The sequence below is a fragment of the Tabrizicola flagellatus genome, from assembly GCF_046295235.1.
Classification (GTDB): domain Bacteria; phylum Pseudomonadota; class Alphaproteobacteria; order Rhodobacterales; family Rhodobacteraceae; genus Tabrizicola; species Tabrizicola flagellata_A.
Map to the genome: position 1 here is coordinate 34,395 of NZ_JBKBLV010000008.1, position 21,159 is coordinate 55,553.

Genomic DNA, 21,159 nt, shown 5'->3' on the forward strand with positions numbered 1-21,159 from the left:
CCCCCCGGTGGGGGAGGGATGGGGTGGGGGGGCACCCGGCCGGCCCCAGGCGCACCCTCGACCACGGGGGCCGCGACATGAAACTCACCCTCTGGACCTACGAAGGCCCCCCGCATGTCGGCGCAATGCGCGTCGCCACGGGGATGAAGGGCGTCCACTACGTCCTTCACGCCCCGCAGGGCGACACCTACGCCGACCTCCTCTTCACGATGATCGAACGGCGCAACCACCGCCCGCCGGTCACCTTCACCACCTTCCAGGCCTCCGACCTCGGCGCCGATACCGCCACGCTCTTCAAACGCGCCGCGCAAGGTGCCTTCGACCGCTTCCAGCCGCAAGCGATGATCGTCGGCACCTCCTGCACCGCCGAACTCATCCAGGACGACCCCGGCGGCCTCGCCTCGACGCTGGGTCTCCCCTGCCCCGTGGTCCCCCTCGACCTGCCCAGCTACTCCCGCAAGGAAAACTTCGGCGCGGACGAAACCTTCCTCGCCCTCACCCGCGCCCTGGCCCAGCCTTGCGACCGGACCGCCGAGGTCTCCTGCAACATCCTCGGCGCCACCGCGCTTGGCTTCCGCCACCGCGACGACGTGGCCGAGATCACCGGACTCCTCGCGCAAATGGGCATCGCGGTGAACGTCGCCGCGCCCCTCGACGCGAGCCCCGAGGATCTGAAGCGCCTCCCTGCCGCGCATTTCAACGTCCTCCTCTACCCCGAAACCGGCGAGGGCGCCGCCCGCTGGCTGGAAAAGACCCACAGCCAGCCATGGACCAGGACCATCCCGATCGGCGCCCATGCCACCCGAGACTTCATTGCCGAGGTCGCCGCCCTGGCGGGCGTCAGCGCCAAGGTTGACGAAAGGAACCTCCGCCAGCCCTGGTGGTCGGCCTCGGTCGACTCGACCTACCTCACCGGCAAGCGCGTCTTCATCTTCGGCGACGCCACCCACGCGATGGCCGCCGCCCGCGTGGCGTCCAGGGAAATCGGCTTCGAGGTCGTGGGCCTCGGCTGTTACAACCGCGAATTCGCCCGCCCGATGCGCGCCTGCGCCAAGGACTACGGGATCGAGGCGCTGATCTCCGACGACTATCTCGAGGTCGAGGCCGCCATCATCGCCGCAGCACCAGAGCTGATCCTCGGCACCCAGATGGAACGCCACATCGCCAAGCGCCTCGGCATCGCCTGCGCCGTGATCTCGGCCCCCGTCCACGTCCAGGACTTCCCCGCCCGCTACTCGCCGCAGATGGGCTTCGAAGGCGCGAACGTCCTCTTCGACACCTGGATTCACCCCCTCGTCATGGGGCTTGAGGAACACCTCCTCACCATGTTCCGCGAGGATTTCGAGTTCCACGATGCCGCCGGCCCCAGCCACCACGGCGGCAAGGCCACCCCGGCCCCGGCGCAACAGATCCTCGAACCCACGCCCGACGCCGCGACGCAGATGATCGAGGCCGCACAGGCCCTGGCCCACGCCCTCCACTGGCTCCCCGACGCCGAGCGCGAGCTGAAGAAGATCCCCTTCTTCGTCCGCGCCAAGGCCCGTCGCAACACCGAGAAATACGCCGCCGAGAAGGGCGTGACGCAAATCAGCATCGAAACCCTCTACGAGGCCAAGGCCCATTATGCGCGATGACCGCTACACATCGCACGAAGCCCAGACCGCCCCGGCGGACCTTTACCACTTCGTCATCGTCACCCTCGACGCCCACGCCGCAGGCCCCGCCCAGCGCGTCGCCGGACGGCTGGCGAAAGACTTCCCCGGCATCGCCATTTCCGTGCATGCCGCCGCCGAATGGGCCGAGAACCCCGCCGCCCTCGCCCGCGCCCACGCCGACATAGCGCAAGCCAACATCATCGTCGCCAACCTGATCTTCCTGGAAGAACACCTCACCCGGATCCTTCCCCAGATCCAGGCCCGCCGCGACCAGCTCGACGCCTGCGTCGGCATCATCTCCGACCCGCAGATCGTGAAACTCACGAAAATGGGCGACCTCGACATGTCGCTCCCCGCCTCGGGCGCGATGGCCTTCCTCAAGAAGCTGCGCGGCACCAAGTCGCCCTCCGGCTCCTCGGGCGAAAAGCAGATGGCGATGCTGCGCCGGCTCCCGAAGATCCTCCGCTTCATCCCCGGCAAGGCCCAGGACATGCGCGCCTGGTTCCTGTCGATGCAGTACTGGCTGGGCGGGTCGGACGACAACATCGAAAGCATGGTCCGCTTCCTCGTCAGCCGCTATGCGCCCAATCGCGACTGGCGCAAGGTCAAGGCCGCCGCGCCCGTGGACTACCCCGATGTCGGCCTCTACCACCCCGACCACCCGGCCCGGGTCTTCACCGACCCCGCCCAGCTTCCGCGCCCCGATCAGCCCGTGGCCACCGTCGGCCTCCTGATGCTGCGCTCCTACATCCTCGCCTCGGACACCGCGCATTACGACGCCGTCATCCGCGCCTTCGAGGCCCGCGGCCTTGCCGTCGTCCCCGCCTTTGCCGCGGGCCTCGACGGCCGCCCCGCCATCGACGCCTTCATGTCGGGCGGAAGGATCGACGCCCTCGTCTCCCTCACCGGCTTCTCCCTCGTCGGCGGCCCCGCCTACAACGACAGCCCCGCCGCCATCGCCGCGCTGGAAGCCCTCGACGTGCCCTACGTCGCCGCGCATCCGCTCGAATTCCAGACGCTCGGCCAATGGGCCGCCACCGACGGCGGCCTCGGCCCGGTGGAAACCACCATGCTCATCGCGCTGCCGGAAATCGACGGCGCGACCAACCCCACCGTCTTCGCCGGCCGTCACGACGCCGGCGGCTGCCAGGGCTGCGCCAGGAACTGCCCCGCACCGGCCGACGCGACCTCCCGCGTCATGGCCCCCTGCTCCGAACGCATCGAGACGCTTGCGGAAAAAGTCTTCCGCCTCGCCTCGCTCCGCCGCTCTGAGGTTGCCAAACGCAAGGTCGGCATCGTCCTCTACGGCTTCCCGCCGAACGCCGGCGCCGTCGGCACCGCCGCCTACCTCGGCGTCTTCGAAAGCCTTCTCAACACCCTCCACGCCATGCGGGCCGAAGGCTATGACGTCGCCCCGCCCGACACGGTCGAGGCCCTCCGCGACGCCGTCCTGAACGGCAACGCCGCAGCCTTCGGACAGCCCGCCAACGTCGCCGCCCGCATCCCCGCGCGCGAGATCGTCCGCCGCAGCCGCTGGCTGGCCGAGACCGAAAAGGTCTGGGGCCCCGCCCCCGGCCGCGCGCAATCGGACGGGGCCGATGTCTTCGTCCTCGGCCGCCAGTTCGGAAACGTCTTCGTCGGCATCCAGCCCGTCTTCGGCTACGAAGGCGACCCGATGCGCCTTCTCTTCGAGAAAGGCTTCGCCCCGACCCACGCCTTCACCGCCTTCTACGACTGGATGAAAAAGGGTTTCGGCGCCGACGTGCTGCTCCATTTCGGAATGCACGGTGCCCTGGAATTCATGCCCGGCAAGCAGGCGGGCCTGTCGGAAAAATGCTGGCCCGACCGCCTGATCGGCAACCTGCCGAACGTCTACCTCTACGCCGCGAACAACCCGTCCGAGGCGACGCTGGCCAAGCGCAGGTCGAACGCCGTCACCGTCACCCACCTGACCCCGCCCCTGGCGCAATCCGGCCTCTACAAGGGGCTTGCGGACCTGAAAGACAGCCTCACCCGCTTCCGCGCGCTCTCGCCGGACGCCCCCGACCGCGACGACCTGAGCCTCCTCATCGCCGAACAGGCGAAGGCCGTCGACATGGACGCCTCCGACCTCGAAACCCTCTGGCTGAAACTGCTGGAAACCGAAGGCGCCCTCATCACCGACGGCCTCCACGTCCTCGGCCGCCCGATGACCGAGGCCCAGCGCGCCGAATACCTCGCGCTGATGCCCGACGACGCTGAGGCCCGCGCCCAAGCAGCCCAGCACCTTCAGACCCAAACCGAAATCCCCGCCCTCCTCCGCGCCCTCTCCGGCCGCTTCATCTCTCCGGTCCCGGGCGGCGACCTGATCCGCTCGCCGCAGATCCTGCCCACGGGCCGCAACATCCACGCCTTCGACCCGTTCCGCATGCCCACCGCCTTCGCGCTGGCCGATGGCAAGGCGCAAGCCGACCGCCTCCTCGCCACGCACCCCACCCTGCCCCGCACCGTGGCCCTGGTCCTCTGGGGGTCGGACAACATCAAGTCCGACGGCGGCCCCATCGCCCAGGCCCTTGCCCTGATCGGCGCGAAGCCCCGTTTCGACAGCTACGGCCGCCTTGCCGGGGCCGACCTGATCCCGCTGGAAGACCTCGGTCGCCCGCGGATCGACGTGGTGATGACGCTTTCCGGCATCTTCCGCGACCTCCTGCCCCTGCAGACCCGGATGCTCGCCGAGGCCGCCTACAAGGCCGCCATCGCCGAGGAACCCGAACACCTCAACTTCATCCGCGCCCATGCGCTGGCCTATGCCGCCGAGATGGGCTGCGACATGGAAACCGCGGCGCTGCGCGTCTTTTCCAACGCCGAAGGGGCCTATGGCGCCAACGTCAATGTCCTGGTCGGCTCTTCCGCCTTCGGGGACGAGGACGAACTGGCCGACGCCTACCAGAACCGCAAGAGCTTTGCCTATGGCGTGAACGGCAAGGCCAGGGGCAATCCCGCGCTCCTGCAGAAGGCGCTCAAGGACGTTGACCTCGCCTACCAGAATCTCGAGTCGGTGGAACTGGGCGTCACCTCGGTCGATCACTATTTCGACACGCTGGGCGGCATCGCCCGCGCCGTCAAACGCGCGCGCGGCGGCCAGGACACGCCGGTCTACATCGGCGACCAGACGCGGGGCGGCGGCGTGGTCCGCACGCTGTCAGACCAGATCGCGCTGGAAACCCGCGCGCGCTCGTTGAACCCGAAGTTCTTCGAGGGTCTCCTGCGCCACGGGGCCGAGGGCGTCCGCCAGATCGAGGCGCAGATTTCCAACACCTTCGGCTGGTCCGCCACCACCGGCACCGTGGAACCCTGGGTCTACCAGCGCCTGACCGAGACCTTCGTCACCGACGAAGCCATGCGCCGGCGCCTCGCCGCGCTGAACCCCGAAGCCTCCTCCCGCATGGCCCAGCGCCTGCTGGAGGCCTCGGACCGTGCCTACTGGACACCCGATCCCGCCACGCTTGCCGCGCTGCAACAGGCCGCCGACGAGCTTGAGGATCGCCTCGAAGGGATCGCCGCCGAATGACACCTTTTATGAAAGGGGCCACCACATGAGCCCGCGCGACGAAATTCCGAACCTCCGCGGCCTCGACGGCGAAGGCTCCGTCCAGGTCCAGCTTGACCCCAGAGTAAGGATCGAGGGCGCCAAGGTGTTCTCGGTCTACGGCAAGGGCGGGATCGGCAAGTCCACCACCTCTTCGAACCTGTCCGCCGCCTTCTCGGTCATGGGCAAGCGCGTGCTGCAAATCGGCTGCGACCCGAAGCACGATTCCACCTTCACCCTGACCGGCCGCCTGCAACCCACCGTCATCGACATCCTGAAGGAAGTCGATTTCCATGCCGAGGAACTCCGCCCCGAGGATTACATCGCGGACGGCTGGAACGGCGTGAAATGCGTCGAGGCAGGCGGACCACCCGCGGGCACCGGTTGTGGCGGCTACGTCGTCGGCCAGACCGTCAAGCTTCTGAAACAGCACCACCTGCTGGAAGACACCGACGTGGTGATCTTCGATGTCCTTGGCGACGTGGTCTGCGGCGGCTTTGCCGCCCCCCTGCAACACGCCGACCGCGCGGTGATCGTCACCGCCAACGACTTCGATTCCATCTACGCGATGAACCGCATCATCGCTGCCGTGCAGGCCAAGTCCGGCAACTACAAGGTCCGGCTCGCGGGCTGCGTGGCGAACCGGAGCCGCGAGACCAACGAGGTGGACCGCTACTGCGAACGTGTCGGGTTCAACCGCCTTGCCCACATGCCCGACATCGACGCCATCCGCCGCTCGCGCCTGAAGAAGAAGACGCTGTTCGAGATGGACGACGAGCCCGACATCCTGGCCGCCCGCGCCGAATACCTGCGGCTGGCCGACACGCTCTGGCGGTCCGTGGGCGGCGAGGGCTCCTCGCCCGAACCGCTGCCCGACCGCGAAATCTTCGAACTGCTGGGATTCGATTGATGTCCGACTACGGCCTCACCCGCGACCGGGTCGAAACCTATTTCGACCGCACCGCGACCCAGACGTGGGAGCGGCTGACGAGCCATGAGAAGGTCAGCCGCATCCGCGAGACCGTGCGCAAGGGCCGCGACCGGATGCGTGCCCTGATGCTGTCGCGTCTGCCGGACGATCTGCGCGGCGCGCGGGTGCTGGACGCGGGCTGCGGCACCGGCGCCATGGCCGCCGAGCTGGCCCAGCGCGGGGCGCAGGTGGTCGGCGTGGACATCTCGCCCCAGCTGATCGACATCGCAAGACGCCGCCTGCACCCCGCGCAAGCCGGGCAGGTGGACTTCCGCGCCGGGGACATGTCGGACCCCGCGCTCGGCCGGTTCGACTTCGTGATGGCGATGGACAGCCTGATCTACTACCGCGACGCCGACATCGGCCGCGTGCTGGGCAACCTGTCGCAGCGCACCGCGGAAGGCATCGTCTTCACCGTCGCGCCGCGCACGCCGTTCCTGATGGCCTTCTGGACGCTGGGCAAGGTCTTCCCGCGTTCCGACCGCTCACCCACCATGGTCCCGCACGACGCCGCCCGTCTCGCCCGGCACTGCCCCGGCAGCCTCACGAAGGTCGGGCGCATCACCTCGGGCTTCTACATTTCCGAAGCACTGGAGCATCGCCCATGATTCTCCGCCGGAAAGATGTCGCCAGACTGGGGGCCCGCTGGATGCCCTTCGCGGACGCGGCCTCCGAGGACCTGCCGCTTGGCCAGCTGTGGCGGCTGGCGCTGTTCCAGGTGTCCGTCGGCATGGCGCAGGTGCTGCTTCTGGGCACGCTGAACCGGGTGATGATCGTGGAACTGTCGGTGCCGGCGATGGTCGTCGCGCTGATGATCTCGATTCCCGTCCTCGTCGCGCCGTTCCGCGCCCTTCTCGGCCACCGCTCGGACACCTACCGCAGCGCGCTCGGCTGGAAGCGCATCCCCTATCTCTGGTTCGGCTCGCTCTGGCAGATGGGCGGGCTTGCCGTCATGCCCTTCGCGCTGATCGTCCTGTCCGGCGACCAGTTCAAGGGCCCGGCCTGGGCCGGCGAGGCGCTGGCCGCCGTCGCCTTCCTGATGGCCGGCCTCGGCATGCACATGGTCCAGACCGCGGGCCTCGCGCTTGCCGCCGACCGCGCGACCGAGGAGACGCGGCCCCGCGTCGTCGCCATGCTCTACATCCTCTACCTCTGCGGCATGGGCATCTCGGCCCTGATCGTGGGCTTCCTTCTGCGCAACTACGAACCGATCTGGCTGGTGCAGGTCGTGCAGGGCTGCGGCGCGGCGACCCTGATCCTCAACATCATCGCCTTCTGGAAACAGGAACGGGTCCGCCCGATGTCCAGGGCCGAACGCGAGGCGCCGCGTCCGTCCTTCTCGGGTGCCTGGCGTGAGCTGATGCAGCAGGATGGCGCGCGGCGGCTGCTCGTCGTGGTGTTCCTCGGCACGCTGGCCTTCAACATGCAGGACGTGCTGCTGGAGCCCTACGGCGGCCAGGTCCTCGGCCTGTCGGTCTCGGCCACCACCGTGCTGACCGCGCTCTGGGCGCTGGGGGCGCTGAGCGGTTTCCTCTGGGCCACGAGGCGTCTCTCCCGCGGCGCCGACCCCTACCGGCAGTCGGCAACCGGCCTCCTGACCGGCATCGCCGCCTTTTCCGCCGTGATCTTCGCCAGCCCGCTGGAAAGCTGGCCCCTGTTCTACGCCGGGGCCTTCGCCATCGGCCTCGGCAACGGGGTTTTCGGCCTTTCCACGCTCAACGCTGCCATGGCCCGCACGCAAGGCGACCTTGGCGCAGGCCTGATCCTCGGCGCCTGGGGCTCGGCCCAGGCCACCGCCGCCGGGCTTGCCATCCTGACCGGCGGCATCCTGCGCGATGCCGTGAACCACCTTGTCGACGCGGGTCTCTTCGGCCCGGTCCACGATGTCAGCCTTGGCTACACCGTGGTCTACCACGTCGAGATCGCCCTGCTCTTCCTGACCCTCGCCGCGCTCGGACCGCTGGTTCGGCTCGGCATCCCTGACGCAAAACCGGACCAAGGCCAGCCAGGCTTGCGGCTGACCGAATTCCCAACCTGACAACGGAGGACCTCTGAATGGTTGGTGTCACCTTCTTCGGAAACTTCGACCTCGCCTCGCTGGCGATCTGGCTCTTCTGGGGCTTCTTTGCGCTGCTCATCTACTATCTCCAGACCGAGAACATGCGCGAAGGCTTCCCCTTCGAGAACGAGGACGGCACCCCCGCCTCGAACCAGGCGATCTATCCCCTACCGAAACCCAAGACCTTCCTCCTGCCGCTGGGCAGGGGGACCGTCACCGTTCCCTCCGCGGAGAACGAGGCCGCGCATCGCCGCACCGACCTCGCCCTCGTCCCCTCTGGGTCCGAGGGCTTCCCGCTGATCCCCACCGGCAACCCGATGCTCGACGGCGTCGGCCCCGCCTCCTGGGTGCCGCGCCGGGACGAGCCGGAGCTGGACGCGCACGGCCACGCCAAGCTGAAGCCGATGTCCCAGGTCGAAGACATGATCGTCAGCGCCGGGCGGGATCCGCGCGGACTACCGGTGCAGGCGGGCGATCTGGAGGTCGTCGGTCGGGTCAAGGAGATGTGGGTGGACGTGCCGGAACAGCTGGTGCGCTACCTGGAGATCGACCTGAACTCCGGGTCCTCGCGCCTGGTGCCGATGACCATGTGCAAGATCTGGGCCGACCGGGTGCGGATCAACGCACTGACCTCGGACCTGTTCGACGGGATCCCGGCCACCAAGAGCCTGACCTCGGTCACCAAGCTCGAAGAGGACAAGATCTCCGCCTACGTCGCCTCGGGCTGGATGTATGCCAAGGGCCGCAAGCGCGGGTTCTGAGCTGAAAAGGGAAGCGGCGTGCGCCCGCGCCGCTTCGTCTTACCCCTGATGCGAAAGGGTCTGCCATGTCAGACCGTGACAAGGACTTCGACTTCGAGCCGCAACCCGGCCTTCCGAAACCCCTGCCGCCGGGAGAGGATCTTCTCTGGCAAGGCTCCCCCGATCCCGCCGCGCTGGCGCGTGAGGCGTTCAAGGCGAACTGGGTTCTGGGCTACCTTCTGGTCCTCGCCGTCTGGCGTGCCTCTGCCGCCTTTGCCGATGGCGGCTTCGGCCGGTCGGTCGCGGTGTTCCTGCCCTGTCTGGTGCTGGCGCTGGCCGCCTACGGGCTGGTCCGCCTGCTGGCCCGTGCCGTGGCGAAGGCCGCGATCTACTCGATCACCTCCCACCGCGTGATCCTGCGCATCGGGGCGGCCCTTCAGGTCACCTGGACCATTCCCTACGCGAAGATCGCCGCCGCTTCGCTTGCGACCCGTCCGATCAGCGGCACGGGCACCATCGCGCTGGAACTGGTCGAGGGGCAGCACATCTCTTACCTCGCGCTCTGGCCGCACCTCCGCCCCGGCTTCGCCCGCAAGGTCCAGCCTGCCCTCCGCTGCATCCCCGACGCCGCCCGCGTGGCCCGGATCCTGTCCGACGCCGCCCAGACCCGCGTCAACGAACCCGTCGTCTCCTTCGCGCCGCAGGGCGCGCTGGCCGCGGAATAGGAGGGTCCGATGTCCTATCTCAAGGCTCTCGCCGACCGCCCCAGCCCCGAACGCGAGATGATCCCGCGGGCGCTCCTTTGGGCGATGCTCGCGCTTGCGCTCTCGGCGCTGGCGATCACCACCTTCGCCGTCCTCACCGGCCGCCCGCCCGTGGGCCAGCCCGCCCCCGGCAAGGTCGTCGCCGAACGCGCGCTGATCCTGGAAGGCCGCTCGGCCCAGGCCGTCACCGTCTATGCGGCCGACGGCACCCTGATTGCCGACATGGACCACGGCGGCTTCGTCACCGTGATTCAGAACGCCATCCAGCGCGCCCGCACCGTGGCGCGCGTCCAGGGCAACCCGCCGATCCGGCTGGTGCGCTACGACAACGGCCGCCTCGTGGCCGAAGACCCCGCCTCGGGGGCGTCGATCGAACTCTACGCCTTCGGGAACGACAACAAGGCCGCCGTAGAGCGGCTCATGCTGCAACAATAAGGGAACGGAATCATGGGTATCTTCAGCAAAGCGAAGGAAACCGTGCCCTGCACGGTCGAAGTCAGCCACCGCTTCGAAAGCCTGCACGCCCACGTCCGCTTCAACAACGGCGCCGTGGTCTATCCGGGCGACGAGGTCCTGGTCCACGGCGCCCCCGTCCTTGCCGCCTATGGCGAGGTCATCGTCGAGGACCGCACCGCCACCATCACCCGCGCCAGCGCCCTCGAACGGCTCTGGACCCGGCTGACCGGCGATTTCGGCTTCATGGAACTCTGCGAATTCTCCTTCTCCGAGGAGCTCCTGCAATGAAAGACACCACCACGACCCACGGGGAACTCCACTCCGAACTGGCCGACGCCTTCGACACCACCGCGATGGCCACGGAGACGACGCTTCTCAACCCGCGCTTCTACACCACCGACTTCGACGAGATGGACCGCATCGACGTGACCCCCGTCCGCAAGGAATGGGACGCGCTTCTGGCGCAGATGAAGTCCGACCCGAACAAGGGCCATTTCAAGAAGACCGCCGACTGGGACCATGTGGACTGGGAGGGCATGGACCCCGCGCTCCGCGCCGAGTTCATCGATTTCCTCGTCTCCTCCTGCACCGCCGAGTTTTCCGGCTGTGTCCTCTACAAGGAGATGAAGCGCCGCGGCACCAACCCCGACATCTGCGAGCTGTTCAGCTACATGTCGCGCGACGAGGCGCGGCACGCCGGCTTCATCAACGACGCCCTGCGCGAGGCGGGGGTGGCAGTGAACCTGGGCTTCCTGACCAAGGCCAAGAAATACACCTACTTCCGGCCGAAGTTCATCTACTACGCCACTTATCTCTCGGAAAAGATCGGCTACGCCCGCTACATCACCATCTTCCGGCACCTCGAAGCCCACCCCGAACACCGCTTCCACCCGATCTTCAAGTGGTTCCGGGAATGGTGCAACGACGAGTTCTCCCACGGCGAGGCCTTCGCGCTTCTCATGCGGACCGACCCGAAACTGACCCAGAGCTGGAACAACAAGCTCTGGATCAAGTTCTTCCTGGTCGCCGTCTATTCGACGATGTGGGTCCGCGACCACGCGCGGAAGGATTTCCACAAGGCGCTGGGGGTGGACATCGACTGGTACGACCAGGAAGTGTTCCGCAAGACCTCGACCATCGCGCGGCAGGTCTTTCCGATCGAGATCGACATCGACCACCCGGCCTGGATTCCGGCACTCAACCGGATGAACGCCGCGATGATCGACATGGAGAAGGCCAAGCGCAAAGGCGGTCTTGCAGGCCGCATCGCGCATGCCACGGCTTCCACCCGCGCGGCGCTCGCCTTCGCGCGGCTCTATCTGATTCCGGTCAAGCCCAACACGCCGCCCGTCTCGGTGCGGCTGGAGCCGTCGTATTGACCGCACAGGATCATACCGCCGCGCAAGCGGCCGGTAGGATGCGGGATGGGCGCGTCCCGGCATCCTGTGCGGCATCCCTTCGGGGGTGCCGCACATGACCAATCCCTGGATCATCGCCCTTTCGGCCATCTTCCTCTGGTGGGCCTCGACGGGGCTGATCCTCTGGCGCGTGCGCCGCGCCGATCTGGGCGGACCGGACGACCACCTCTGGTCCGTCCTCCTCGGGCTGCCGCTCCTCGTCGGCGGGGTCGCGGGCGCGCATGCCTCGGCCGGCAGCCTAACCGTCGGGTCGGTCTACATGGGCTTCCTGTCGGCGCTGGCCTTCTGGGGCTGGATCGAGCTTGCGTTCCTGTCGGGCATTGTCACCGGCCCGCACCGCAAGCCCTGCCCGCCCGACGCGAAACTGCCTGAACGCATCTGGCGCGCCGTAGGCTCGATCCTCTGGCACGAATTCGCGCTGATTGCGGGCCTTCTGGCGCTGACCCACCTCACGCTGAATGCCCCGAACCCCTTATCGGCGCTGACCTTCGCCACGCTGTTCTTCGCCCGGGTCCTGGCCAAGCTGAACCTCTTCCTCGGCGCGCCGCGCATCAACGTGGAATTCCTGCCGAAACCGCTCGCCCATATCGCCAGCCACTTCCGCAAGGCCCGCGCGACGGCCCTCCTGCCGCTTTCCATCGCCGCGCTCGCGCTCGCCACCGGCTGGTGGGCCGCCCAGGCCGCCAGCGCGACCTCGGACGCCCCCTTCATCGGCTACCTCCTCCTCTCCGTCCTCACCGCCCTTGCCCTGATCGAACACCTCTTCATGGTCGTGCCGATCCCCGACCAGAAACTCTGGCGCTGGATGCTTCCCGAAGCCCCCACCGTCCCAACGAAACACGACACCTGACAGGAAGCACGCCAATGGACTTCGCCACCTACTTCCAGGACCGCCTCGCCGCCCTCAAGTCCGAGGGCAACTACCGCGTCTTCGCCGACCTGGAAAAACGCTGCGGCAGCTTTCCCAGGGCCGAACGCCACCGCGCCGACGGGACCAAGGATGAAGTGACGATCTGGTGCTCGAACGACTACCTGGGCATGGGCCAGCACCCCGACGTGGTGGCCGCGATGGTCGAGGCCGTGCAGACCTGCGGCACCGGCGCGGGCGGCACCCGCAACATCTCGGGCACCAACCACCACCACGTCATGCTGGAACGCGAACTCGCCGACCTGCACGGGAAAGAGGGGGCGCTTCTCTTCACCTCGGGCTACGTTTCGAACTGGGCCGCTCTGTCCACGCTGGGCGCGCAGATCCCGAACGCGGTGATCCTGTCGGACGAAAAGAACCACGCCTCCATGATCGAAGGCATCCGCCACTCGCGCGCCGACAAGGTGATCTGGAAGCACAATGACTGGCGCGACCTCGACCGGAAACTTCACGCCGTCGGCGACCGCCCGAAGATCGTGGCGTTTGAGAGCGTCTATTCCATGGACGGCGACATCGCGCCCATCCGCGAGATCGTCGAGGTCTGCGAGGCCCACGGCGCGCTGTCCTACATCGACGAGGTCCACGCCGTCGGCATGTATGGCCCGCGCGGCGGCGGCGTCAGCGAAGAGCGCGGCTTAGCCCACCGGATCGACGTGATCGAGGGCACGCTCGGCAAGGCCTTCGGCGTCGTCGGCGGCTACATCACCGCACGCGCCGAACTGATCGACTTCGTCCGCAGCTTTGCCAGCGGGTTCATCTTCACCACCGCGCTCCCCCCCGCCTGCGCTGCGGCCGCCGCGACCTCGATCCGCCACCTCAAGACCTCGGATCAGGAACGCGCGCGCCAGAAGGCGAACGTGGCGAAGGTCCGCGCCCAGCTCGATGCCCACGGCATCCCGCACATGCGCAACGAAAGCCACATCATCCCGGTGATGATCGGCGACCCGGTGAAGTGCCGGATGATCTCGGACATGCTGATGGCCGACTGGGGCATCTACGTCCAGCCGATCAACTACCCGACCGTCCCCAAGGGCACCGAACGGCTGCGCATCACCCCCGGCCCGCTGCATTCGGCCGAGGACATCGCCCATCTGATCGCCGCGCTTTCCTCGCTCTGGAGCCGCTGCGCCATCGCCCACGCGGTCGCATAGGCCATCTCGCGCCGAAGTGTTCCCATCGCCCTTGCCTTTCAACAGCGGCGGATCATGTCATAAGGCCGCCAACACCCCGGAGGAACCCATGAGACTCTCGCTTACCGCCGCAGCCCTTGCCCTGGTCGCCGCCCCCGCCTTCGCGCAGGACGCCCCCACCGGCGACGCCGCGGCCGGAGAAAAGGTCTTCAACAAGTGCCAGACCTGCCACATGGTGGTGAACGAGGCCGGCGAAGTGCTGGCCGGCAAGGCGGGCAAGACCGGCCCCAACCTCTATGGTCTGCCGGGCCGCACCGCCGGCACCTACCCCGACTTCAAGTATGGTGACTCCATCGTCGCCCTGGGGGCCACGGGCTTTGCCTGGAACGAGGCGGATTTCGTGACCTATGTCGCCGATCCCGCGAAATTCCTGCAGGACAAGCTTGGCGACAAGAAGGCCAAGTCCAAGATGACGTTCAAGCTGCCGAAGGAAGAGGACGCGCGCAACGTCTGGGCCTACATCGCCTCGCTCTCGCCCGCCCCGGCCACCAACTGATCGAACGGCCCGCCCCCGCTTCCGGGCGGCGGGCCCGCCTCCTACCAGTGGCCGGTCGAGGCCATGCTGGCCCAAGGCTCTGCCGGGGCCTTCGCCGCACCCCTCTGCAACAACTCGATCGACACGTTGTCCGGGCTGCGGACAAAGGCCATCCGCCCGTCCCGCGGCGGCCGGTTGATCAGCACGCCGTGCTTCTGCAGGTGCTCGCACATCGCATAGATGTCGTCCACCTCATAGGCCAGGTGCCCGAAGTGCCGGCTGTCCGATGGCAGGCCGGTGTCCCCGTCCCAGTTGTAGGTCAGCTCGATCGGACAGTCCTCCTGCCCCGGAGGTGCCATGAACACCAGCGTGAACCGTCCCTGCTCGCTTTCGTGCCGCCGCGTCTCCTTCAGGCCCAGAAGCCTGTAGAACGCCATCGACTTCTCCAGATCCTTCACGCGCACCATCGTGTGCAGATACCTGATCGTCATGCTTGCCTCCATCCATTCATCTAGCGGTATCACGCCCCGCACACGCAAGCTATAGTCACAACCGACTCGTCATTACGGAGCCCGCCATGCCGCTGACCCCCGAACAACAGGCCGAGATCGAGGCCGCACGCGCCACGCCACGCCCCACGCTCCGCACCGTCAGCCCCGGCATGGAGGCGCATCTCTACCGCGCCCATCCCGTCCTCGACCACGGCTTCATCCGCGTCATCGACTACATGGGCGACGACAGCGCCATCGTCCAGGCCGCCCGGGTGTCATATGGGGCGGGCACCAAGCACGTCCAGAACGACGAGGGCCTGATCCGCTACCTGATGCGCCACTGGCACTCCACCCCCTTCGAGATGTGCGAGATCAAGCTGCATGTCAAACTGCCGGTCTTCGTCGCCCGTCAGTGGATCCGCCACCGCACGGCGAACGTCAACGAATACTCCGCCCGCTACTCGATCCTCGACCGCGAGTTCTACATCCCCGCCCCCGAACACCTCGCCGCGCAGTCCACCGTCAATAACCAGGGCCGGGGCGAGGTTCTGACCGGCGAGGAAGCGGCCCGCGTCCTCGAGCTTTTGAAATCCGACGCCAACCGCGCCTATGACCATTACGAGGCGATGCTCTCCCAGGACGGCCAGCAGGGCCTTGCCCGAGAGCTTGCCCGCATGAACCTCCCCGCCAACATCTACACCCAGTGGTACTGGAAGGTGGACCTGCACAACCTCTTCCACTTCCTCCGCCTGCGCGCCGACCCCCATGCCCAATACGAAATCCGCGTCTACGCGGAGGCGATTGCGGCCTGCGTGAAGGACTGGGTGCCGCTGGCGTTTGGTGCGTTCGAGGACTACCGGATGGGGGGAGTGACGCTGTCGGCCAAGGCGATTGCGGTGCTGAAGCGGCGGCTGGCCGGGGAGACGGTTGGCCAGGAGGACTCCGGCATGAGCAGGGGCGAGTGGCGGGAGTTTGTGGAGGTTTGGGGCTGACGTGCCGAACCAGACGACTTGGGGGCGCCCGGACTGCCGGGCGCCCCCCTGTCTTTCCGGCCTTGACCGATCAGTTGGTCAGACCACCGACCGCCGGCATGCCCTTGACATAGCCCAGCGGCGAGATCTGACGGTCGCCCCATTTCGCCTCGACCACCGGCATCAGCGCGTCGCGCAGCGGGAACTTCTCGTCCAGAGCGAAGTCGCCGAGGTGCTGCGCGTTGGTCAGTGCATAGGCATGGCCGCCGACGTTCTCGTGCAGGCGCAGCCCGGTCAGCTCGGCGCCGGCCGGGGCGGTCATCAGCGGAACCGGCAGTTCCATTCCGTCCTGCCAGGCCCAGAGCACGTTGTTCAGGTGGCCCTTGGTCGAGTCCTCGCCGATGAACAGGGTCTTGTATGCCGACGACCAGTAAAGGTTGTCGGGGTTGGCGATATGCGCCAGGTCCGCCGTATTGCCCCACGCGTCCGCGTCGGCAAGATCGAGACCCAGCAGACCCTGCGGCACGGCCATCGACACCGGAACATAGGCGCTGTCGATCGGGTTGCCGTCGGTGTCAATCTGGCCGCCGGCCAGCGGCATGGCGTAGACCGCACCGGCCTTGACCTTGGCCAGACGGATGTGGTCCCCCGCCGTGCCCGAGGTCACGCCTTCTTCCATCCCTTTCGAGATGTCGGTCACGGCCAGGAAGGCGCGGTTGCCTTCGGGGTCGTAGGCGAGGCCCTCGGCCTTGTTGAACTCGGTCGTGCCGCCCATGTAGGAGGTGTAGCGCATGGTTTCCAGGAAGGCGGCCGCCAGCGGGTTCTTGACCTTCAGGTATTCCGGGGTTTTCGAGTTGCCGGCAAACACTTCGACAAACCCTTCCGCCGGGGCATCCGAGGCCTCGAAGATGTCCGAGAACTTGATGCCGCCCTCGACGAGCGCCTTGATCTCGTCATCGCTGGTGCGGCCAAGCTTGATCCATTTCAGATCGAAACTGCCGCCGTTCTCGGCCGATTTCTGCTCCAGCTTGGCGGCATAGAGCGTGCCCGAGGACAGATCGCCCGCGCGGTCGGCCACGAACATCGTCATGTGGCGCGCGTCGCCGTCATGCGCGGTGATCAGCGTGCGCTGGTCGCCCAGAACCTGCGCCAGCTCGTAGGTGCCGCGGCCCATGGCGAAATGCTTCACGACATGGGTTGCGCCATCGGCACCGATCCGGATTTCCGGCGTGATGCCGCGCCAGTAGGGCGAGGCCAGCTCGCGCCCGCCATGGTAGAGATGCGAGAAACCGCCCAGGTTGTCGCTGCGGCCCGAGGGGTCCACTGCGCGGTCAGCCTCGATCTGCCGGGCATCGACCGTGTAGTTTTCTTCCGACGACAGGAAGGTGCCCCACGGCGTCGTGTTCGCGTTGCAGGCCACGCCCAGCCCCTTGACCTCCGAAAAGTCGACCGGACGCTGGGCAACCGGGGTCAACTTGCCGGTCGCCGGGTCCTGCATCACTTCGGTCAGCAGCATCGTGGCGGGCATGTTGTCGTTCCAGCTGCCGTCCTCGCCATTGGCATGCTTGAACTTGTAGCTCGGGTGGTCGTCCGCGGCAGAACCGTCGGCCAGCAGCCAGTCATATTCGAACTGGTTCACGAGGTACAGCTTGCCACCGATGTTGGCCAGCATCGAGCCGTCCGGCTGTTCCGAGACCAGCGGCTGCGAAAAATCGGTCGGATCGGGGATCGGACGCATGTTGGCGTCATAGATCGTGCCCATGGGGCTGGCATTGCTGCCCACCCGGTCGCGATTGGTCATAACCATCTCGTAGGACAGCGGCTGTTCGGTGACGGAACCGTCCGACCAGGTGGTGCGAACGCGGGCCGTGGTGAACATGTCCGCCATTTCCGACAGGGTTTCGGGGTGTTTCGACCCGATCCACTCGACTTTCTCGATCGACTGGGCCAGGGCCCCGGTCGCAAGCAAGGAGGTGGACAAAAGCAGGTAAGCAGCAGTAGTGCGCATCGGCGACTCCTCAAGGTTGCTGTGCCCGTCTGGATTAGGTCGCGCGGATGTCAGACTTGTGACGGCTTCGGCAATCGGCGGGCTGGCGTCGGCCCTGTTCGGGCGACGGCCTTGCCGAAAGCCTGACGCCCCTTGGCAGCGCCCGCCGGGGGGCTACTTCCTTCCCACAGGAGGTCCGGAATGTCATTTGCAACGCTTTACGCTGCCACCGCCGCCGTCTTCCTGATCCTTGATGCGATCATGCTGACTTTCGTGATGAAGCCGCTGTTCACCCGCCACATCGGCCCCCTTCTGGCCGAGCCGATCCGGGTTTTTCCCGCCGCGGCCTTCTACCTCGCTTACGTCGGGGGGCTTGTGTATCTCGTCTCTCTGCCCGCGATCAGAACCGGGGCACCGCTGCTTCTGCCTGCGCTGGTCATCGGCCTGATGGCCTATGGCACCTACGAGTTCACCTCCTGGGCCGTAATGCGCGACTGGCACTGGACCATGGTGCTGACCGACACCACCTGGGGCGGGGTCCTGACCGCCTTCTCGGCCTGGGCCGGGGTGAGCATCACCCGGATGATCCACGGCTAGAAGCCCTTTGCTGCCCCGCTGGAATATGTTACCATCCGGTAAACGCCCGCGCGCAAGGTGTTGACTTCAGTCGATAATCCGAAAATGTCCACCGTGGACGGGAAGGCCCGCATGATCCTCTACGGCATTCCCACCTGCGACAGCTGCAAGAAGGCCCTCAAGGCCCTCCAGTCGGCCGGCAAGGACGTCACCTTCCGCGACATCCGAGCCAACCCGCTTGACCAGGCCGAGGTTGAGCGGATCGTGCAGGAGTTCGGGGATCAGGCGGTGAACAGGCAATCCACCACCTACCGGTCTTTCAATGAGTTCCTGAAAGCCTCCGACCCCGAGGCGCAGATCATGGCTCAACCGACCGTGATGAAAAGGCCGGTCATCCAGGACGGGGATCGCTGGTATCTGGGGTGGGACAGCGCGACCGAAGCCGCGCTGACCGCCTAGAGCAGGCGCAGGTCGCCGGCCGACATCTTGCCGTCGCGGCCCGACTGCAATTCGTAGCCGATCTTCTGGTTGTCGCTCAGGCCCTTCAACCCGGCGCGCTCCACCGCAGAGATGTGCACGAACACGTCCTTCCCGCCGTCATCCGGCGCGATGAACCCGTAGCCCTTGGTCGAATTGAACCACTTCACGGTGCCTGTCGGCATTCCGCTTCTCCTCTCAGAACCCCCTGCGGCGCCATTACCGCAAGTCGTGCCACCAGGTCTTCCAGGGCTTCGATCCGAGAGCCGTGCAGGAATTCTGTCGTCACTGAAGGGATGATGCCAAGGATTCGCAATAAATCAAGCCGCAAGGCGAGCCGGCGCAACCCCGAGGATACGATCCGCCGAAAGCGGTCCCGCCCCCTTGCACACCAGAACGGCAAGCAGCACCAGCCATAGCGCCCGCTGGTCCAGAATCGCCGCATCCGAGGCCCGGTCGAACCAGCTCCCCGCCTGGGCTTTGTGGCCGAAAATGTCGGTCAGGCTCTGCACCAGCACGAACCCCGCCATTCCCAGGGCCGCAAGCCGGGTCATCAGCCCCAGGACGATCAGCGCAGGCAGAATGACTTCGGCCCAGGCCCCGGTCAACACCACCACCCGGTGCCACAGGCCCAGCCGGCCGGGGTCGAAACCGGAGGCCTCGAAGGCCCGCGGGAAGATCTGGGCGTAGGCTCCGACCGACGGGGTGAAGGGCCCGTCGAGCTTGGTCAGCGCCGAGGACCAGAAATAGACCATGAGAACCCCGGCAAAGGCGAGGCGGGCAAGAGTCGGCAGCAGCCAGTCGGCCTGGTCCTCGCACAGCTGCGACAGCCGGGAATGAAGTCGGGCAAGGGCAGTCATGGCGACACTCCGATGATGGCACGGCCCCGGATCAGCAGGGCCAGATTGGCGGCAAGGTCGAGGTCCGGCCCGGCGCAAGCGACGGCCTCGCCCAGCCTGTGCCCGGCCAGCAGGGCGGCGACAAAAGCGGCTCCGCCGGGCGGCAGCGGCTCGGGTCGGGGGTCGAACTCGGGCCGCAGGATCAGGGCGTCCTCGGCGACGGGCCGCGGCGGCGGACCGTTTTCGGTGTTGGCCCGCCAGATCGACACGATCGGCCAGGCCGACCGCACAAGGCGCAGCGCGGGCGCAAGGTGCAGGCGCAGCTCGCCAAGCTCTTCGCCGATCAGCCGCTGGAACTCGGCCTCGGGCAGGGGCCGGCTGTCCGCAGCGTGATAGCTTTCGCGCATCGCCTGATCCAGCCGTGCCACATCGGGCAGGTAGCCCAGATGCGCCACCGGCGGGAAACGCTCCAGGAACTCCGGCATCTCGGCACCGTAGAGCATCAGCAGCCGCGACCGCGGCGGATGCGCGCGCAGGAACACCCCGGCCATGGCGGCAAAGAACGCGTCCCCGACCAGCTTGCGCACCGTGGGAAAGCCCACCTCCAGCGCGCGGGTCAGGGACAGGGCGACATTGTTGCGATAGACCGAGAAGCGTTTCGGGGCCGGCAGACCGTCGGGTCCGACAAGTCCGGGGGGGACCGCCGCGTCAGGGTCCAGCAGGGCCTGGGCAAAGGCGGACTGGCTCATGCGACCGGCTCCAGGATCCGGGCGGCGCGGGTGGCCTCGGCGGCCAGCACTGGCCACTCGGGCACGTCGTTGTCCCATTCGATCAGCGTCGGGATCGCGCCGGCCCGCCGGATCACCCGCGCGAACAGCGACCAGACCGGATCGGCCACCTCGGCCCCGTGGCTGTCGATCAGCAAGGGCCGCCCCCTGTCGTCGCGGTCCGCGTCATGGCCGCCCAGGTGGATCTCGCCCACCAGATGCAGGGGGAAGGCATCCAGATAGGCCACCGGGTCATGATTCTGGTTCGTGCCCGAGACATGAACGTTGTTGACATCCAGCAGAAGCCCGCAGCCCGTCCGCCGCGCGACCTCGGCCAGGAAGTCCAACTCGCCCAGCGTCGACTCGGCAAAGGCGATGTAGGTCGAGGGATTCTCCAGCAGCATCCGGCGGCCCAGAACATCCTGCACCTCGTCAACATGATCGGCGACGCGGGCCAGGGTGGCCGCAGTGTAGGGCAAGGGCAGAAGATCGTTCAGATAGGCGCTGTCGTGGGTGGACCAGGCCAGATGCTCGGAAAAGCTTGCGGGGTTCAGCCACCCGCACAGATGCTTCAGTCGCATCAGATGATCACGGTCGAGTGGTCCTTCGCCGCCGATCGACAGGCCGACGCCGTGGACCGAGATCGGAAAGCGTTCCGCGAGGTGCCGCAGTTGCGCCAGCGGACGCCCGCCCGCGCCCATGTAGTTCTCGGCATGCACTTCCAGCCAGCCGACCGGGCCGGGGTCGGCCAGAATCGCGGCGAAGTGCTGCGGTTTGTAGCCGACACCGGGTTTCGCGGGCAGCGCGGTCAGGCTCTGGTCAAGCATG

General features: G+C 67.2%; 22 protein-coding genes. 16 read left to right on the plus strand and 6 right to left on the minus strand.

Annotation, left to right across the window (positions count from 1 at the left end; all coding sequences use genetic code 11):
- The first annotated feature begins 77 nt into the window (after nucleotides 1–77).
- The 13 genes from bchB to ACK4IU_RS04860 all read left to right on the plus strand — a co-directional run bounded on the left by bchB (nucleotide 78) and on the right by ACK4IU_RS04860 (nucleotide 14,244).
- Nucleotides 78–1,634 carry a ferredoxin:protochlorophyllide reductase (ATP-dependent) subunit B gene (gene bchB, locus ACK4IU_RS04800; protein WP_409732196.1) on the plus strand — a complete coding sequence of 519 codons (1,557 nt, stop codon included), beginning with the start codon at nucleotides 78–80 and terminating at the stop codon, nucleotides 1,632–1,634.
- Nucleotides 1,624–5,205 (plus strand): magnesium chelatase subunit H, encoded by a 3,582-nt coding sequence (locus tag ACK4IU_RS04805; RefSeq protein ID WP_409732198.1) that lies wholly within the window; start codon nucleotides 1,624–1,626, stop codon nucleotides 5,203–5,205. The genes bchB and ACK4IU_RS04805 overlap by 11 nt, the downstream gene beginning before the upstream one ends.
- 25 nt (nucleotides 5,206–5,230) lie before the next feature.
- Nucleotides 5,231–6,133, plus strand: a complete 903-nt coding sequence (gene bchL, locus ACK4IU_RS04810) for a ferredoxin:protochlorophyllide reductase (ATP-dependent) iron-sulfur ATP-binding protein (RefSeq protein ID WP_409732200.1) — start codon at nucleotides 5,231–5,233, stop codon at nucleotides 6,131–6,133.
- Complete coding sequence (gene bchM, locus ACK4IU_RS04815; protein ID WP_409732202.1) at nucleotides 6,133–6,801, plus strand: magnesium protoporphyrin IX methyltransferase; 669 nt, start codon at nucleotides 6,133–6,135, stop codon at nucleotides 6,799–6,801. Before bchL ends, bchM begins: the two co-directional genes overlap by 1 nt.
- Nucleotides 6,798–8,231 (plus strand): PucC family protein, encoded by a 1,434-nt coding sequence (locus tag ACK4IU_RS04820; protein WP_409732204.1) that lies wholly within the window; start codon nucleotides 6,798–6,800, stop codon nucleotides 8,229–8,231. Before bchM ends, ACK4IU_RS04820 begins: the two co-directional genes overlap by 4 nt.
- 17 nt (nucleotides 8,232–8,248) lie before the next feature.
- The gene (gene puhA, locus ACK4IU_RS04825) at nucleotides 8,249–9,013 is read left to right on the plus strand and encodes a photosynthetic reaction center subunit H (RefSeq protein ID WP_149588146.1); all 765 of its coding nucleotides are present in this window, start codon (nucleotides 8,249–8,251) and stop codon (nucleotides 9,011–9,013) included.
- Nucleotides 9,014–9,078: 65 nt separating this feature from the next.
- Nucleotides 9,079–9,717: a photosynthetic complex putative assembly protein PuhB gene (puhB, locus tag ACK4IU_RS04830; protein ID WP_409732206.1), complete on the plus strand. Its 639-nt coding sequence runs from the start codon at nucleotides 9,079–9,081 to the stop codon at nucleotides 9,715–9,717.
- Between the two features lie 9 nt (nucleotides 9,718–9,726).
- A complete protein-coding gene (gene puhC, locus ACK4IU_RS04835) occupies nucleotides 9,727–10,191 on the plus strand; it encodes a photosynthetic complex assembly protein PuhC (RefSeq protein ID WP_409732208.1) in 465 nt (154 codons plus the stop codon).
- Between the two features lie 12 nt (nucleotides 10,192–10,203).
- Nucleotides 10,204–10,500 (plus strand): hypothetical protein, encoded by a 297-nt coding sequence (locus tag ACK4IU_RS04840; protein ID WP_409732210.1) that lies wholly within the window; start codon nucleotides 10,204–10,206, stop codon nucleotides 10,498–10,500.
- Nucleotides 10,497–11,591, plus strand: coding sequence for a magnesium-protoporphyrin IX monomethyl ester (oxidative) cyclase (gene acsF / locus ACK4IU_RS04845; RefSeq protein WP_409732212.1), 1,095 nt, complete (start codon nucleotides 10,497–10,499; stop codon nucleotides 11,589–11,591). The genes ACK4IU_RS04840 and acsF overlap by 4 nt, the downstream gene beginning before the upstream one ends.
- 94 nt (nucleotides 11,592–11,685) lie before the next feature.
- Nucleotides 11,686–12,480 (plus strand): putative photosynthetic complex assembly protein PuhE, encoded by a 795-nt coding sequence (gene puhE / locus ACK4IU_RS04850; RefSeq protein ID WP_409732214.1) that lies wholly within the window; start codon nucleotides 11,686–11,688, stop codon nucleotides 12,478–12,480.
- A gap of 14 nt (nucleotides 12,481–12,494) precedes the next feature.
- The gene (hemA, locus tag ACK4IU_RS04855) at nucleotides 12,495–13,709 is read left to right on the plus strand and encodes a 5-aminolevulinate synthase (protein ID WP_409732216.1); all 1,215 of its coding nucleotides are present in this window, start codon (nucleotides 12,495–12,497) and stop codon (nucleotides 13,707–13,709) included.
- Nucleotides 13,710–13,797: 88 nt separating this feature from the next.
- Nucleotides 13,798–14,244, plus strand: coding sequence for a c-type cytochrome (locus ACK4IU_RS04860; RefSeq protein ID WP_409732218.1), 447 nt, complete (start codon nucleotides 13,798–13,800; stop codon nucleotides 14,242–14,244).
- 41 nt (nucleotides 14,245–14,285) lie between these two features.
- Here the strand turns inward: ACK4IU_RS04860 and ACK4IU_RS04865 are convergent, their stop codons facing one another.
- Nucleotides 14,286–14,714: a VOC family protein gene (locus tag ACK4IU_RS04865; protein WP_409732220.1), complete on the minus strand. Its 429-nt coding sequence runs from the start codon at nucleotides 14,712–14,714 to the stop codon at nucleotides 14,286–14,288.
- An 86-nt stretch (nucleotides 14,715–14,800) separates the two neighbouring features.
- Between ACK4IU_RS04865 and thyX the strand changes: the two genes are divergently transcribed.
- A complete protein-coding gene (gene thyX / locus ACK4IU_RS04870; RefSeq protein ID WP_409732222.1) occupies nucleotides 14,801–15,706 on the plus strand; it encodes an FAD-dependent thymidylate synthase in 906 nt (301 codons plus the stop codon).
- 70 nt (nucleotides 15,707–15,776) lie between these two features.
- Here thyX and ACK4IU_RS04875 read toward each other — a convergent pair whose 3' ends face one another.
- Nucleotides 15,777–17,693 carry an alkaline phosphatase PhoX gene (locus ACK4IU_RS04875; protein WP_409732224.1) on the minus strand — a complete coding sequence of 639 codons (1,917 nt, stop codon included), beginning with the start codon at nucleotides 17,691–17,693 and terminating at the stop codon, nucleotides 15,777–15,779.
- Nucleotides 17,694–17,873: 180 nt separating this feature from the next.
- Here ACK4IU_RS04875 and ACK4IU_RS04880 point away from each other — a divergent pair, with 180 nt between their 5' ends.
- Nucleotides 17,874–18,269, plus strand: coding sequence for a DUF2177 family protein (locus ACK4IU_RS04880; RefSeq protein WP_409732226.1), 396 nt, complete (start codon nucleotides 17,874–17,876; stop codon nucleotides 18,267–18,269).
- 111 nt (nucleotides 18,270–18,380) lie between these two features.
- Nucleotides 18,381–18,707, plus strand: a complete 327-nt coding sequence (locus ACK4IU_RS04885) for an arsenate reductase family protein (protein WP_409732351.1) — start codon at nucleotides 18,381–18,383, stop codon at nucleotides 18,705–18,707.
- Here ACK4IU_RS04885 and ACK4IU_RS04890 read toward each other — a convergent pair.
- From ACK4IU_RS04890 to ACK4IU_RS04905, 4 genes are all read right to left on the minus strand, one after another.
- Nucleotides 18,704–18,910 (minus strand): cold-shock protein, encoded by a 207-nt coding sequence (locus ACK4IU_RS04890; RefSeq protein WP_149588158.1) that lies wholly within the window; start codon nucleotides 18,908–18,910, stop codon nucleotides 18,704–18,706. The genes ACK4IU_RS04885 and ACK4IU_RS04890 overlap by 4 nt on opposite strands.
- A 135-nt stretch (nucleotides 18,911–19,045) precedes the next feature.
- Entirely contained in the window at nucleotides 19,046–19,585 is a 540-nt protein-coding gene (locus ACK4IU_RS04895) for a DoxX family protein (RefSeq protein ID WP_409732228.1), read from the minus strand.
- On the minus strand, nucleotides 19,582–20,313 hold the full coding sequence (locus tag ACK4IU_RS04900; RefSeq protein WP_409732230.1) for a DUF2063 domain-containing protein: 732 nt from the start codon (nucleotides 20,311–20,313) through the stop codon (nucleotides 19,582–19,584). The genes ACK4IU_RS04895 and ACK4IU_RS04900 overlap by 4 nt, the downstream gene beginning before the upstream one ends.
- Complete coding sequence (locus tag ACK4IU_RS04905) at nucleotides 20,310–21,158, minus strand: DUF692 family multinuclear iron-containing protein (RefSeq protein WP_409732232.1); 849 nt, start codon at nucleotides 21,156–21,158, stop codon at nucleotides 20,310–20,312. Before ACK4IU_RS04905 ends, ACK4IU_RS04900 begins: the two co-directional genes overlap by 4 nt.
- Nucleotide 21,159 lies beyond the last annotated feature (1 nt).

What these genes read in the sequence shown, in the direction of transcription:
- ACK4IU_RS04840 (WP_409732210.1), top strand. Translation starts at nt 10,204, where the DNA reads ATGGGTATCTTCAGCAAAGCGAAGGAAACCGTGCCCTGCACGGTCGAA.
- ACK4IU_RS04865 (WP_409732220.1), bottom strand. Translation starts at nt 14,714, where the DNA reads ATGACGATCAGGTATCTGCACACGATGGTGCGCGTGAAGGATCTGGAG.
- acsF (WP_409732212.1), top strand. Translation starts at nt 10,497, where the DNA reads ATGAAAGACACCACCACGACCCACGGGGAACTCCACTCCGAACTGGCC.
- ACK4IU_RS04805 (WP_409732198.1), top strand. Translation starts at nt 1,624, where the DNA reads ATGCGCGATGACCGCTACACATCGCACGAAGCCCAGACCGCCCCGGCG.
- ACK4IU_RS04885 (WP_409732351.1), top strand. Translation starts at nt 18,381, where the DNA reads ATGATCCTCTACGGCATTCCCACCTGCGACAGCTGCAAGAAGGCCCTC.
- ACK4IU_RS04895 (WP_409732228.1), bottom strand. Translation starts at nt 19,585, where the DNA reads ATGACTGCCCTTGCCCGACTTCATTCCCGGCTGTCGCAGCTGTGCGAG.
- thyX (WP_409732222.1), top strand. Translation starts at nt 14,801, where the DNA reads ATGCCGCTGACCCCCGAACAACAGGCCGAGATCGAGGCCGCACGCGCC.
- puhE (WP_409732214.1), top strand. Translation starts at nt 11,686, where the DNA reads ATGACCAATCCCTGGATCATCGCCCTTTCGGCCATCTTCCTCTGGTGG.
- puhB (WP_409732206.1), top strand. Translation starts at nt 9,079, where the DNA reads ATGTCAGACCGTGACAAGGACTTCGACTTCGAGCCGCAACCCGGCCTT.
- ACK4IU_RS04880 (WP_409732226.1), top strand. Translation starts at nt 17,874, where the DNA reads ATGTCATTTGCAACGCTTTACGCTGCCACCGCCGCCGTCTTCCTGATC.
- puhC (WP_409732208.1), top strand. Translation starts at nt 9,727, where the DNA reads ATGTCCTATCTCAAGGCTCTCGCCGACCGCCCCAGCCCCGAACGCGAG.
- ACK4IU_RS04820 (WP_409732204.1), top strand. Translation starts at nt 6,798, where the DNA reads ATGATTCTCCGCCGGAAAGATGTCGCCAGACTGGGGGCCCGCTGGATG.
- bchB (WP_409732196.1), top strand. Translation starts at nt 78, where the DNA reads ATGAAACTCACCCTCTGGACCTACGAAGGCCCCCCGCATGTCGGCGCA.
- hemA (WP_409732216.1), top strand. Translation starts at nt 12,495, where the DNA reads ATGGACTTCGCCACCTACTTCCAGGACCGCCTCGCCGCCCTCAAGTCC.
- bchL (WP_409732200.1), top strand. Translation starts at nt 5,231, where the DNA reads ATGAGCCCGCGCGACGAAATTCCGAACCTCCGCGGCCTCGACGGCGAA.
- ACK4IU_RS04900 (WP_409732230.1), bottom strand. Translation starts at nt 20,313, where the DNA reads ATGAGCCAGTCCGCCTTTGCCCAGGCCCTGCTGGACCCTGACGCGGCG.
- ACK4IU_RS04860 (WP_409732218.1), top strand. Translation starts at nt 13,798, where the DNA reads ATGAGACTCTCGCTTACCGCCGCAGCCCTTGCCCTGGTCGCCGCCCCC.
- ACK4IU_RS04890 (WP_149588158.1), bottom strand. Translation starts at nt 18,910, where the DNA reads ATGCCGACAGGCACCGTGAAGTGGTTCAATTCGACCAAGGGCTACGGG.
- ACK4IU_RS04905 (WP_409732232.1), bottom strand. Translation starts at nt 21,158, where the DNA reads ATGCTTGACCAGAGCCTGACCGCGCTGCCCGCGAAACCCGGTGTCGGC.
- puhA (WP_149588146.1), top strand. Translation starts at nt 8,249, where the DNA reads ATGGTTGGTGTCACCTTCTTCGGAAACTTCGACCTCGCCTCGCTGGCG.
- bchM (WP_409732202.1), top strand. Translation starts at nt 6,133, where the DNA reads ATGTCCGACTACGGCCTCACCCGCGACCGGGTCGAAACCTATTTCGAC.
- ACK4IU_RS04875 (WP_409732224.1), bottom strand. Translation starts at nt 17,693, where the DNA reads ATGCGCACTACTGCTGCTTACCTGCTTTTGTCCACCTCCTTGCTTGCG.